Source organism: Roseococcus sp., assembly GCF_965227005.1.
Taxonomy (GTDB): Bacteria; Pseudomonadota; Alphaproteobacteria; order Acetobacterales; family Acetobacteraceae; genus Roseococcus.
On record NZ_CBDDFJ010000006.1, the window covers coordinates 269,231 to 282,243 of the forward strand.

Here is a 13,013-nt window from a genome sequence, read left to right on the forward strand (position 1 = left end):
TGCCTTCCCAGGGAGTAACACGCCAACCCCCTTGCGCGCCACGCCCCGGCCCTGCAAAGCAACGTCAAGTTGAGGAGTTTTCGAATGACCGTTGGGACCTGGCAGTTCTGGATCGATCGCGGCGGCACCTTCACCGATGTGGTGGCCCGGCATCCGGACGGGTCCCTCTCCACGGCCAAGCTGCTTTCCGAAAATCCCGAGCGATACAAGGACGCTGCCGTCGCCGGCATCCGCCAGGTCCTGGGCCTCGCGCCCGGCGCGACCCTGCCCGAGGGCCTGGTCGAGGCCGTGAAGATGGGCACGACCGTCGCCACCAACGCCCTGCTGGAACGCAAGGGCGAGCGCGTGGTGCTGCTGGTCCCCGTGGGCTTCGCCGACATGCTGCGCATCGGCAACCAGGCGCGCCCCCGGCTCTTCGACCTGAACGTGAAGCTGCCTGAGCTGCTGCATGAGCGCGTGGCCGAGATCGGCGGGCGCGTGGCGGTGGACGGCGCCGAGATCGAGCCGCTGGACGAGGCTGCCGCCCGCGCGGCGCTCCAGGCCGCCTATGACGACGGCATCCGCGCGGTCTCCATCGTGCTGATGCATGCCTGGGCGCATCCGGCGCATGAGCTGCGGATCGGCGCCATCGCGGCCGAGATCGGCTTCCCGCAGATCAGCCTCTCGCATCAGGCGAGCCCGCTGCCCCGCATCGTGCCGCGCGGCGACACGACGGTGGTGGACGCCTATCTCTCGCCGATCCTGGGCCGCTACGTGGAGCAGGTCTCGTCGGAATTGGGCGGGAACGCGAAGCTTTACTTCATGCAGTCCTCGGGCGGCCTCGCCGAGGCGACGAGCTTCCAGGGCAAGGACGCGATCCTCTCCGGCCCGGCCGGCGGCATCGTCGGCGCGGCGCGGACGGCCGCCATGGCCGGCTACGACCGCATCATCGGCTTCGACATGGGCGGCACCTCGACCGACGTGGCGCTCTACGCCGGCGCCTTCGAGCGCGCCTTCGAGACGGTGGTGGCCGGGGTGCGCATGCGCGCGCCCATGATGGCGATCAACACGGTGGCCGCCGGCGGCGGCTCCATCCTGAAGTTCGACGGCGCGCGCTATCGCGTGGGCCCCGAGAGCGCGGGCGCGGTTCCGGGGCCGGCCTGCTACCGCCGCGGCGGCCCGCTGACCGTGACCGACGCCAACGTCATGGTCGGCAAGGTGCAGCCGAAGCACTTCCCCGCGATCTTCGGCCCGAACGGCGACCAGCCGCTCGACGCCGGGGTCGTGCGCGAAAAATTCGCCGCGATGGCCGCCGAGATCTCGCGAACCACCGATACCGCGCCCTCGCCGGAACAGGTGGCCGAGGGTTTCCTCCGCATCGCCGTCTCCAACATGGCCCATGCCATCAAGCAGGTGAGCCTGCAGCGCGGCTATGACGTCACGAAATACACCCTGGCCTGCTTCGGCGGCGCGGGCGGGCAGCATGCCTGCCTCGTGGCCGATGAGCTCGGCATGGAGACCGTCTTCATCCATCCCTTCGCCGGCGTGCTGAGCGCCTATGGCATGGGCCTCGCCGACCAGGCGGTGATCCGCGAGGCGGCGGTCGAGAAGCCCCTCGCGCCCGAGGGCATCGGCGTGCTGGAGGCGCGGCTGGCCGAGCTGGAGGCCGCCGGCCGCGCCGAGCTGGTGCGCCAGGGCGCCGATCCGACCCGTCTCAAGGCCGAGCATCGCCTGCACCTGCGCTATGCCGGCACCGATTCCTTCCTGCCCGTCGCCTTCGGCTGCTACCACGGCGTGCTGCGCGAGTTCACCGAGGCGCATCGCGCGCGCTTCGGCTTCGCGACGCCGGAACGCCAGGTCGTCGTCGAGGCCGCGCTCGTGGAAGTCACCATGCCGGGCGAGGCCGTGCAGGAGGAGAAGCTCGCGGACCGGCCGTCCGGCGAGGCCATCCCGCTGCTCGACCGCGCCACGCTCTTCGCCCAAGGGGCGTCGCATGACGCGCCGGTCCATGACCGCGAGGCCCTGCTGGCGGGCGACGCCATCCGCGGCCCCGCCCTCATCCGCGAGGCGATCGCGACCACGGTGGTCGAGCCGGGCTGGGAGGCGCGCGTCACGCCGCTGAACCACCTCGTGCTCCACCGCATCGAGGCCCGCGCCGCCGCGCGGCTGGCCGAGACCGGCCGCGTCGATCCGGTGATGCTGGAGCTGTTCAACAGCCTCTTCATGTCCATCGCCGAGCAGACCGGCACGGTGCTGCAGAACACCAGCCTCTCGGTGAACATCAAGGAGCGGCTGGACTTCTCCTGCGCCATCTTCGACGTGACGGGCCAGCTCATCGCCAACGCGCCGCATGTGCCCGTGCATCTCGGCGCGATGGGCGAGAGCGTGCGCACGGTCATCCGCTCGCGCGCCGAAACGCTGCGCCCGGGCGACGTGGTGGCGCTGAACAACCCCTATAACGGCGGCACCCATCTGCCGGACGTGACGGTGATCACGCCCGTCTTCGACGAGGCGGGGAGCGAGATCCTCTTCTTCGTCGGCTCGCGCGGGCACCATGCCGATATCGGTGGCCTCACCCCCGGCTCCACCCCACCGGGCTCGGCCACGCTGGAGGAGGAGGGCGTCGTCATCGACGACTTCCTTCTCGTCGACGCCGGCCATTTCCGGGAAGCCGAGTTCCGGGAGCTCCTGGCCTCCGCGCGCTACCCCGCGCGCAGCCCGGACGTGAACGTGGCGGACGTGAAGGCGCAGGTCGCCTCCAACGAGATGGGCGTGCAGGAACTGCGCCGCGCCGTGCGCGAGTTCGGCCTCGATGTCGTGCGCGCCTATATGGGCCACGTGATGGACAATGCGGAGGAGAGCGTGCGCCGCGTGCTCTCCACGCTGAAGAACGGCCGCTTCGAGACCGTCACGGATGACGGTACGCCGCTGGTCGTCGAGGTCCGCGTGGACCAGGCGAACCGCAAGGCGGTCATCGACTTCACCGGCACCGGCCCCGAGCGCCCCGACAACTTCAACGCCCCGGCCGCCGTCTGCCGGGCGGTGGTGCTCTATTGCTTCCGCTCGCTGGTGGGCGAGGACATCCCGCTCAACGACGGCTGCCTGAAGCCGCTGGAGATCATCGTCCCGCCCGCGAGCTTCCTCAGCCCGACGCCGGGCCGGGCCGTGGTCGCCGGCAACACCGAGGTCAGCCAGGTGACCTGCAACGCGTTGCTGGCCGCGCTCGACGCCTGCGCCGCCGCCCAGTCGACCATGAACAACTCGCTCTTCGGCGACGACACCTACCAGTATTACGAGACCATCTGCGGCGGCACGGGCGCGGGCCCGGGCTTCCACGGCACCAGCGCCGTGCAGACGCACATGACCAACACCCGCATGACCGATCCCGAGATCCTGGAGATGCGCTACCCCGTGCGCCTCGAGGAATTCTCGATCCGACAGGGCTCCGGCGGCGCGGGCGAGTGGCAGGGCGGCAACGGCTCGCGCCGGCGCATCCGCTTCCTGCGCCCGATGCAGGCGGTGGTCGTGGCCTCGCGCCGCAACGTGGCGCCGCATGGGCTGCACGGCGGTGCGGACGGCGCGCCCGGCCGGCAATGGGTGGACCGCGCCGACGGCACGCGCGACGTGATCCCCGGCAATGCCGGCAAGGCCGACCTTGAGCCCGGCGACATCCTCGTCGTCGAGACGCCCGGCGGCGGCGGCTGGGGCCAAAACGGTTTGGACGAGGCTTGAGCCGAGCCGCCACCGCGCGCAGGGTCGTCCTCGCGCTTCTCGCGGGGCTCGCCGTCCTGGCGGCGGTGGCGGCTTACCTGCTGCCCAGATATCTCGACTGGGACCGCCATCGCGGCACCATCGCGGCGATCGCCTCCGAGCGGCTGGGCCGCCCGGTCTGGCTCGAAGGCCCCGTCACGCTGGAACTGCTGCCGCAGCCACGGCTGGAGGCCTCGCGCATCGTCATCGGCCAGACGGCGGACGACGTGCGGATGTCCGCCCGCGCGCTGCGGCTGCGCCTGGACCTCGGCGCGCTGCTGCTCGGCCGGATCGAGGTGCGCGAGCTGGCCTTGGTCGGCGCCGATATCCGCCTGCCCTGGCCGCCCACCTCGCTGCCGGGTCTCGCCCCTCTGCCGCGCCTTACCGCGCTCGACGCCCGTCTGGAGCAGAGCCGCATCTCCATCGGGGATGCGGTGCTCGACGGCGTCACCGCGCGGCTGACCGCCGGCAATCCTTCCGAGGCTTTGACGGCCGAGGGCTCGCTCACCTGGCGCAGCCGCACGGTGCGCTTCCAGGCCACGCTCGGCCGCGCCGGCGATGACGGCATCGCCCCGCTCGATCTCTCGGCCAGCCATGCCGGGGTGAACCTCCAGGCGCGCGGCGTGCTGCTCGCCGAGGGCGGCTTCGAGGGCCGGCTGGAGGTCAGCGGCCCCGACCTCGCCGCCGTGATTCCCGCGCCTCCCGGACCTTTCCGCGCCACCTCCTCCCTGGTCGCGGGGGCCGAGGCGCTGACGGCCCGGCAACTCGCGCTCGAGGTCGGCGGCCAGGCTGTGCGCGGCTCGGCCCTGCTGCGCCTCGGCCGCGAGCCGCGCTTCGACCTCACCCTCGCCACGCCGCGGCTGGAGGTCGAGCCCTGGCTGGCCGCCCTGCGCGGCGCGGGACCGCAGGCCGTGCCCATCTCGCTCGACGTGACGGCCGAGGGGGCGACGCTCGGCCCGCTGCGCCTGCGCAAGCTGCGCGCCGGCGCCTTCCTCCAGGGCGAGCGCCTGACGCTGAGCGACGTCTCCGCCGAACTGCCCGGCGGGACCACGCTCGAGGCCTCCGGCGCCAGCGCCGGCCCGCGCCTCGACCTCGCTTTGCGCTGGCGCTCGGCCCAGCCGGAGCAACTGGCCGAGGCCTTGGGCCTGACGCGATGGCCGTTGCCTCTCGGCGGCTCTGAGGGCCAGACGCGCCTCTCCTGGGAGGCGGGACAATTCACCGCGACGGACCTCACGGCACGCCTCGGCCCGGCGCGCGCGACCGGCGGCTTCGTCTGGCGCCAGCAGGCCCGGCCGAGCCTCGCGCTCGGGCTGGAATTCGACGGGTTGGAGGCGGGCGTGACGCCCAGCCAGCTCCTCGCCGTGCTGCGCGAGACCAGCGCCGGGACGGACTACCAGCTGCGGCTCGGCTTCGGCCGCCTGGCGCTGGGCGGCTCCGTCTGGGAGCGCCTTTCCGTGGACGGCGCGGCCGAGGGCGGGCGGCTGCTGCTGCGCCGCCTCGCCGGGCGCCATCTGGGCCTGGACGTGACCCTGGCCGGCACCCTGGCCGGCGGCCGCGTCAGCGATCTCAGTTTGGAGGCCGAGGGCGCGGCCGGCCCGCTGCTCGCCCGCCTGGGGCTGGAGCGCCCGGGCCTCGCCGCGCTGCCTTTGCGGCTGCGCGCCAGCGGCGGCGGCCCGCTGGACGCCCTGGCCCTGCGGATCGAGGGCGACCTCGCCGAGGCGCGCATCGAGGCCCAGGCCACGCTCGACCAACCCTCGTTCGACCAGGGCCCGGGCCGCGGGCAGGGTACCGTGACCGTGCGCCACCCCGGCGCGGCCCGCATGTTCGGTACCCTGCTGGAACGCGAGCCGCCTGGCTGGATCGGCGAGGGCTCCTTCTCGCTCATCGCGGCCCTCGCTCTTCGCCCGGAGGGCTGGAGCGCCGACAGCTTCGAGATGGTCGCCGGCGAGCTGCGCGGCCGGGGCCAACTGGCTCTGGCCTCCCCCGAAGGGCGCCGCACCCTGACCGGCCGCCTGGCGATGGACCGCCTGCCGCTGCCGGGCTGGCGCGCACTGGATCTGAGCGCCTGGCCCGGCCTGGGTCTCGACCTGGCGCTGACGGCCGACCGCGTGGAGGCGATGGACCTGCCGGCCATCGAGCAAGCCTCGGCCAATCTGCGCGCCGACGCGGCCTCCCTGCGGCTGGAGGATCTGCGCGGCAATCTCGCCGGCGGGACCCTGGCCGGCACGGCCCGGCTGGAGCGTGGCCCGGCGCTGCGATTCTCGACCGAGGGCAGCTTCACCGATGTGGTGCTCTCCGGACCGCTCACCGGGCGGCCCATGGATATCGGCGCCGGCCGTCTCTCCGGGGAATTCCGGCTCGCCAGCAACGGCAATGCGCCGGCGGCGCTGGTCGCCGGGCTGGGCGGCACGGCCCGGCTCACGCTGCGCGACGGCGTGGTGCAGGGGCTGGACGCCGCCGCCGCCGCCGAGGCGCTCGGCCTGCCCGCGCTCCGTGCGGCGGAGGCGGGGCTGCGCGCGGGTCTGGGCGGCGGCGCGACCTCCATCGAGCGGGGCATGGCGAACCTTTCCTTGGCGGCGGGCACCGTGACGATCGACGAGGCGGCGCTGAGCGGCGAGGGCGGTCTCACGCTCGGGCTCGCCGGGCAGATCGACCTGCCGCGCGACGTGATCGACCTGCGCGTCACGCTGCCGGTCCAGGAAGGCGCGCCCGCCGTGGCGCTGCGCCTCACCGGGCCGAGCGGGGCGCCGCGCCGTCTCGTCGAGATCGCGCAATGGTTGCGCTGGCGCGCGGAACACGCGCCATGAGGCATGGACGCAGGGCCGGTTGCACGGCTATTTGGCGAAACGGCGGGTTCGAAAAGGCGATATTTGAATGACAATTGAGACAGGTGCCCGGGCCGATGCCCTCGCGCGCGCGGCGGCGATGTTCGACGAGGGGAAGCTGAAGGCCCGGCTCTCGGACTTCGTCGCCATCCCCTCGACGGCGCAGGAGGAGGGCTACGAGCCCTATCTCACGCAGTATCTGGAGCAGGCCATCAAGCCCTGGGTCGAGAGCCTGGGCTTCACTTCGGTCACGCTCAACCCGAATCCCCTGCCGGGCTTCGGCCCCATCCTGACCGCCGAGCGCATCGAGGATCCGTCCCGACCGACGGTGCTGCTCTATGGGCATGGCGACACGGTGCGCGGCCTGGACGACCAGTGGAGCGAGGGCCTCAAGCCCTGGGAGCTCATCGAGCGCGACGGCAAGTGGTACGGGCGCGGCACGGCCGACAACAAGGGCCAGCACGTCATCAACCTCATGGCGCTGGAGGCGGCCCTGGCCGCGCGCGGCGGCAAGCTCAACGCCAATGTGAAGCTCGTGATCGAGATGGCCGAGGAGCGCGGCAGCAAGGGCCTGCGCGAATTCGTCGCGCAGAATGCCCGGCTCCTGGCCGCCGACGCGCTGATCGCCAGCGACGGTCCGCGCGTCATGCCCGAGGTGCCGACCATCGCCACCGGCACGCGCGGCACCTTCCACTTCGATCTCGTCGTGAAGCTGCGTGACGGCGGCGTGCATTCCGGCCATTGGGGCGGCCTCACCAGCGACCCGGCGGTGATCCTGGCCCATGCCATCGGTACGATGATGGACCGCAACGGCAAGATCCTCGTGCGCGACTGGCTGCCCCGCAACGGCGTCCCCGCCGATGTCCGTGGCGTGCTGGACGGCTGCGAAGTGGGCGGCGGCGGCGAGGCCGCGACCATCGACGCCGATTGGGGCGAGCCCGGACTGACCGCGGCCGAGAAGATCTATGGCTGGAACAGCCTCATCATCCTGGCCATGGTCAGCGGCCGCCCGGAGAACCCGGTGAATGCCGTAGCACCCGACGCCCGCGCGCATTGCCAGATCCGCTACACCGTCGACAGCGATCCCGACACCTTCGCGGAGGCGCTGCGTAGCCACCTCGATGCCCACGGGCTGCAGAACGTGAAGATCGAGAACGCCTTCACCCGCATGCCGGCCTCGCGCACCTCGCCTTCGCACCCCTGGGTCGTCTGGGCGCGCGACAGCATGGAGAAGTCGCTGGGCAAGCATGTGCAGGTGATCCCGAACTCCTCGGGCGGTCTGCCGGGCGATGTCTTCGTGGACCACCTGAACGTGCCGCTGATCTGGGTGCCGCACAGCTATAACGGCTGCAAGCAGCATGGGCCGGACGAGCACCTGCTGCCGGGGCCGGCGCGCGAGGGGCTGCTGGCCTTTGCCGGGATGTATTGGGATTTGGGCGACAAGTAAGGCCGGGCGGGGGCTCCGCCCCCGCATCCCTGCCGGGATCGCCTGACCGAGCTTAGAGCATCACCCGATCAGACGGAATCGTCTGGTCGGGTAAAGATGCTCGAAAAAACAAGGATCTAGAGACTTCGAAGTGAGCCCTTGCGAACGAAGAAGGCTCTAGATCAGGCGGGCTTCGCGCAGCGCCGCCCTCAGGGCGGGGGGCAGCCCGTCGATGCCGGGAGCGGCGCTGTGGTCCGCGAGGTCCGGCGGGGCCGCCTCGGGATCCAGATAGCGCCAGCCCTGGAAGGCCTTCACCGAACGCGCGGCCACGGGCACCAGCAAGGGGTCGAGCACGATCCCGGCGCAGGCCGTCCCGTCCTCCATGGTGTCGTCGATGATGTCGATGACGCGCTGGCGCACCTGCAGGAAGCCGGCCACCACCCAGTAGATGCTGCCGCCGTCGAGGATGTCGTCGCGCCGCTTGGGGCGGTTGCGCGTGCGGTGGCGCAGCGGCGCATGGGTGATCGCGCGCTCCGCCTGCCACGCCTGAAGATGCGCGACGTCCTTGGTCCCGACGGAGAGCTTAATCAGATGGATCATCGAGGAATGAATGGGCCCGACACCGGAGTCGGGCAAGATCGTCACTGAAGCGATCTGTGAAGAACTGGTTCGGGCCCGGCCGCGTTGCGACCGGAGCCCGAAGGCCAGGGCATCAGCCCTGGCGGGTAACCATCAGCGTCTTGATCTTGCCGATCGCTTCCGCGGGGTTCAGCCCCTTCGGGCAGGTCCGCGTGCAGTTCATGATCGTGTGGCAGCGATAGAGCCGGAAGGGATCTTCCAGATCGTCCAGCCGCTCGCCGGTCGCTTCGTCGCGGCTGTCCGCGATCCAGCGATAGGCGGCCAGCAGGATCGCCGGGCCGAGGTAGCGGTCGCCGTTCCACCAATAGCTGGGGCAGGAGGTCGAGCAGCAGAAGCACAGGATGCACTCCCACATGCCGTCGAGCTTGGCGCGCTCCTCCTTGGACTGGCGGCGCTCCTCATCCGGCGGCGGCGGCGTCTCGGCCTTCAGCCAGGGCTCGATGGAGCGGTACTGCGCGTAGACCTGGCTCAGGTCGGGCACCAGGTCCTTCACCACCGGCATATGCGGCAGCGGGTTGATGCGCACGTCGCCCTTCACCTCGTCGATGGGCTTGAGGCAGGCCAGCGTATTCAACCCGTCGATGTTCATCGCGCAGGAGCCGCAGATGCCCTCGCGGCAGGAACGCCGGAAGGTCAGCGTGGTGTCGACCTCGTTCTTGATCTTGATGAGCGCGTCCAGGACCATCGGGCCGCACTTGTTCAGATCGATCTCGTAGTTGTCCGTGCGCGGATTTGCGTCCTCGTCCGGATCCCAGCGGTAGATCTTGAAGGTCTTGACCTTGGTCGCGCCGGGCTCGGCCTTGAAGGTCTTGCCCGCCGTGATGGTCGAGTTCTTCGGAAGGGTGAAGGTTGCCATGTTCAGTACACCCGCGGCTTGGGCGGAAACACCTGGACCTCGTTGGTCAGCGTCCGCATCTTCACGTCGCGATAGTCGAGCTTGACCTCGCGCTTGTCGTCCACCCAGGCGAGCGTGTGCTTCATCCAGTTCACGTCGTCGCGATCGGGGTAGTCTTCCTGGGCATGGGCGCCGCGGCTTTCCTTGCGCGCTTCCGCGCCATGGATCGTCGTCAGCGCATTGCCGAGCAGGTTGTCGAGCTCCAGCGCCTCGACCAGGTCGCTGTTCCAGATCAGCGAGCGGTCGGCGACGCGGATGTCCTCATAGCCGGCGGCGATCTTGTCCATCTTCTCGACGCCCTCCTTCAGCAGATCGGAGGTGCGGAAGACGGCCGCGTGGTTCTGCATGGTGCGCTGCATGTTCAGCCGCAGATCGGAGACGCTCGTGCCGCCCTTGGCGTTGCGCACGCGATCGAGGCGATCCAGCGCGTTCTCGCCGGCCTTGGCGGGCAGCGGCGGCTGGGTCGCGCCGGGCTTCAGCACCTCGGCGGCACGCAGCGCGGCGGCGCGGCCGAAGACCACGAGATCGAGCAGGGAGTTGGTGCCGAGGCGGTTGGCGCCATGCACCGAGACGCAGGCGGCCTCGCCCACGGCCATCAGCCCGGGGACGATCGCATCCTGGTCCTGCGCGGTGGGGCGCAGCACCTCGGTGTGGATGTTCGTCGGGATGCCGCCCATGTTGTAGTGGACGGTCGGGAGCATCGGGATCGGCTCCTTCGTCACGTCCACGCCGGCGAAGATCTTCGCCGTCTCGGAGATGCCGGGCAGGCGCTCATGTAGCAGCGCCGCGCCGAGATGCTCCAGGTGCAGGTAGATGTGGTCCTTGTGCGGACCGACGCCGCGGCCCTCGCGGATCTCCATCGACATCGCGCGCGAGACGACGTCGCGCGAGGCGAGGTCCTTCGCGGTCGGCGCGTAGCGCTCCATGAACCGCTCGCCCTCGGAATTGGTGAGGTAGCCGCCTTCGCCGCGCGCGCCCTCGGTGACGAGGCAGCCCGAGCCGTAGATGCCGGTGGGGTGGAACTGCACGAACTCGTTGTCCTGCAGCGGCAGGCCGGCGCGCAGCACCATGCCGCCGCCATCGCCCGTGCAGGTATGCGCGGAGGTGCAGGAGAAATAGGCGCGGCCATAGCCGCCGGTCGCCATCACCACCTGCTGGGCGCGGAAGCGGTGGATCGTCCCGTCCTCGAGGTTCCAGGCGGTGACGCCGCGGCAGACGCCTTCCTCATCCATGATGAGGTCGAGCGCGATATATTCGACGAAGAACTCGCAATTGGCCTTCAGCGCCTGCTGGTAGAGCGTGTGCAGGATGGCGTGGCCGGTGCGGTCGGCGGCCGCGCAGGCGCGCATGGCCGGCGTCTTGCCGTATTCCTGCATGTGGCCGCCGAAGGGGCGCTGGTAGATGCGGCCGTCCTCGGTGCGCGAGAAGGGCACGCCGTAATGCTCGAGCTCGATGATCGCGGGCACCGCCTCGCGGCACATGTATTCAATGGCGTCCTGGTCGCCGAGCCAGTCCGACCCCTTCACGGTGTCGTACATGTGCCAGCGCCAGTTGTCCTCGCCCATATTGCCGAGCGAGGCGCCGACGCCGCCCTGCGCGGCCACGGTGTGCGAGCGCGTGGGAAAGACCTTGGTGATGCAGGCGGTCTTGAGGCCCGCCGCGCCCATGCCGAAGGTGGCGCGGAGCCCCGCGCCGCCGGCGCCGACCACGACGACATCGTAGGTGTGATCCACGACGCGATAGGCGCCGAAGGAGGGCTTGCTGATGGCGTTCATCGACCCGATCCGCTCTCTGGCGCGGCGGCAATGGCCCTCGCGCCCCAAATGACTCGCCGGAACATGCCGGCCTCAGAAGCGACGGCGCGAAGCCGCCGTGAATTCAAGCGTTCCCGCAGCAACGCTTCAGTCCCCGATCCGCGAGGTGGATCGGGCCTAGAGCGCGAAGGCGATGCGCAGCACCGAGAAGGCGCAGGCCAGCGCCAGCAGCGCGCAGGCGCCCTTGATGACAAGCAGATAGGCGATGCGCTGGAACTCGTTGCGCACATAATCCTCGACCACCACCTGCAGACCGGCCGCCATGTGGTGGAAGGTGAGAAGGATGAGGGCCAGCATCAGCACCGCGTTCAGCGGCGTGGCGATCCAGAGCAGCGTCTCGAGATAGGTGGTGCCGGCCAGGCCGATCATGCTCACCACGAACCAGAGGGTCAGCGGCAGGAGCGCGATGGAGGTGACGCGCTGCATCCACCAGTGATGCGTGCCCGACTTCGCCGAGCCGAGGCCGCGGACGCGGCCCAGCGGGGTGCGCAGGGCGGGGGAGGAGTTTTCGCCGGCCATGTCGATCAGCCCCAGAACACGATGGCGAGCAGCCAGGTCAGCACGGTCAGCACGCCCGTGCCGATCAGCACGGCGCGGCCGGTCTTGTAGACGGTGGGGATGTCGAAGCCGAAGCCGGCATCCCAGACGAGGTGCCGCAGGCCGGCCAGCGTGTGGTACCAGGCGGCCAGGGTGAGCCCGAAGAGCATCAGCAGGCCGAGCCAGGAGGACATGAACCACTGGACGCGGGCGAAGGCGACCTCGCCGGTCGCGGCGGCCATGAGCCACCAGGCCAGGAGCAAGGTGCCGCCGGCCCAGGCGGTGCCGGTGATGCGATGCATGATCGAGACGAAGCTCGTCATCTGCATCATGTCGTAGACCTGAAGGTGCGGGGAGAGCGGGCGGCGAACGACCTTGCCGTCCGTGCGGCGACCCACCATTCCGGCCTCGCGCGGGTCACTCATACGCTCTGCGCCTTCATCGGGGAGAACACTCCGGCCATTGCAAGTTTGTGGGGCTTTTCTAGGCGTCCCTTCGCAGCTGCGTCAATCCGACCGGGTGCAACCGGCGGAGTTTAGTCCATTGCGAACAAGTCGCAATTCGGTCGATGGAAGTTGCCCGCCGCGGGGTGTCAGGCCGACTTTCGCGACAAAATGTGGATTGACCATGAGTGACTGGGACGTGACTGTGCCCGCCCGGTCGAGAGCGGGGGATCGTGCCCCGTTTCCGGGCAGGTAACGTCCCGTGAAGCTGTTTCGACGACATCTGATGATGGGGTATGCGCTGAGCCTGTTGCTCGGCGTCTCCGCGGCGCAGGCCCAACCGAATTCCATTCCAGCGCCTGGGATGGATGGGCGGGAGCCGATTCGCCTGTTAGTGGGCTTTCCGCCCGGAAGCGGCGTGGACCGCATCTCCCGTGTCTTCGCCGAGGCCCTGGCCCAGCGCCTGTCGCGTCCCGTCACGGTCGAGAACCGCACGGGCGCCCGCGGAAACGTGGCCGGCGAGGAGGTTGCGCGCGCGACGGCCGATGGGAACACCCTCGGCGTGGTCACCGCGACGACGATGATCCTCAACCGGAACCTGTCCCGGCAGTTGGGCTATGACCCACAAGCAGACCTGACCCCCATAAGCCGCTTCGCGAGCTTGCCTCTTCTGGTGCTCGGCGGGCCGGGTCAGGGGCTGCGCAC

General features: G+C 70.4%; 9 protein-coding genes. 4 read left to right on the forward strand and 5 right to left on the reverse strand.

Annotation, left to right across the window (positions count from 1 at the left end; all coding sequences use genetic code 11):
* The first annotated feature begins 84 nt into the window (after window positions 1-84).
* From ACO057_RS03250 to ACO057_RS03260, 3 genes are all read left to right on the forward strand, one after another.
* Window positions 85-3,711 (forward strand): hydantoinase B/oxoprolinase family protein, encoded by a 3,627-nt coding sequence (locus tag ACO057_RS03250; RefSeq protein ID WP_421988909.1) that lies wholly within the window; start codon window positions 85-87, stop codon window positions 3,709-3,711.
* Complete coding sequence (locus ACO057_RS03255) at window positions 3,708-6,536, forward strand: AsmA family protein (protein ID WP_421988910.1); 2,829 nt, start codon at window positions 3,708-3,710, stop codon at window positions 6,534-6,536. The genes ACO057_RS03250 and ACO057_RS03255 overlap by 4 nt, the downstream gene beginning before the upstream one ends.
* 67 nt (window positions 6,537-6,603) lie before the next feature.
* Window positions 6,604-8,001, forward strand: a complete 1,398-nt coding sequence (locus tag ACO057_RS03260) for a M20/M25/M40 family metallo-hydrolase (RefSeq protein WP_421988911.1) — start codon at window positions 6,604-6,606, stop codon at window positions 7,999-8,001.
* Window positions 8,002-8,157: 156 nt separating this feature from the next.
* Here ACO057_RS03260 and ACO057_RS03265 read toward each other — a convergent pair whose 3' ends face one another.
* The 5 genes from ACO057_RS03265 to sdhC form a co-directional block, all read right to left on the reverse strand.
* Window positions 8,158-8,580 carry a DUF1489 family protein gene (locus ACO057_RS03265; protein WP_421988912.1) on the reverse strand — a complete coding sequence of 141 codons (423 nt, stop codon included), beginning with the start codon at window positions 8,578-8,580 and terminating at the stop codon, window positions 8,158-8,160.
* 112 nt (window positions 8,581-8,692) lie between these two features.
* Window positions 8,693-9,475 carry a succinate dehydrogenase iron-sulfur subunit gene (locus ACO057_RS03270; RefSeq protein ID WP_421988913.1) on the reverse strand — a complete coding sequence of 261 codons (783 nt, stop codon included), beginning with the start codon at window positions 9,473-9,475 and terminating at the stop codon, window positions 8,693-8,695.
* Window positions 9,476-9,477: 2 nt separating this feature from the next.
* Entirely contained in the window at window positions 9,478-11,289 is a 1,812-nt protein-coding gene (gene sdhA / locus ACO057_RS03275; protein ID WP_421988914.1) for a succinate dehydrogenase flavoprotein subunit, read from the reverse strand.
* Between the two features lie 156 nt (window positions 11,290-11,445).
* The gene (gene sdhD, locus ACO057_RS03280; protein ID WP_421988915.1) at window positions 11,446-11,847 is read right to left on the reverse strand and encodes a succinate dehydrogenase, hydrophobic membrane anchor protein; all 402 of its coding nucleotides are present in this window, start codon (window positions 11,845-11,847) and stop codon (window positions 11,446-11,448) included.
* Window positions 11,848-11,852: 5 nt separating this feature from the next.
* Complete coding sequence (gene sdhC, locus ACO057_RS03285; protein WP_421988916.1) at window positions 11,853-12,290, reverse strand: succinate dehydrogenase, cytochrome b556 subunit; 438 nt, start codon at window positions 12,288-12,290, stop codon at window positions 11,853-11,855.
* Window positions 12,291-12,570: 280 nt separating this feature from the next.
* On the opposite strand from sdhC, the gene ACO057_RS03290 reads away from it, so the two are divergent.
* Window positions 12,571-13,013: Bug family tripartite tricarboxylate transporter substrate binding protein (locus ACO057_RS03290; protein WP_421988917.1), on the forward strand; the 443-nt coding region annotated here is incomplete at its 3' end.

What these genes read in the sequence shown, in the direction of transcription:
- ACO057_RS03250 (WP_421988909.1), top strand. Translation starts at nt 85, where the DNA reads ATGACCGTTGGGACCTGGCAGTTCTGGATCGATCGCGGCGGCACCTTC.
- ACO057_RS03260 (WP_421988911.1), top strand. Translation starts at nt 6,604, where the DNA reads ATGACAATTGAGACAGGTGCCCGGGCCGATGCCCTCGCGCGCGCGGCG.
- ACO057_RS03265 (WP_421988912.1), bottom strand. Translation starts at nt 8,580, where the DNA reads ATGATCCATCTGATTAAGCTCTCCGTCGGGACCAAGGACGTCGCGCAT.
- ACO057_RS03270 (WP_421988913.1), bottom strand. Translation starts at nt 9,475, where the DNA reads ATGGCAACCTTCACCCTTCCGAAGAACTCGACCATCACGGCGGGCAAG.
- sdhA (WP_421988914.1), bottom strand. Translation starts at nt 11,289, where the DNA reads ATGAACGCCATCAGCAAGCCCTCCTTCGGCGCCTATCGCGTCGTGGAT.
- sdhD (WP_421988915.1), bottom strand. Translation starts at nt 11,847, where the DNA reads ATGGCCGGCGAAAACTCCTCCCCCGCCCTGCGCACCCCGCTGGGCCGC.
- sdhC (WP_421988916.1), bottom strand. Translation starts at nt 12,290, where the DNA reads ATGAGTGACCCGCGCGAGGCCGGAATGGTGGGTCGCCGCACGGACGGC.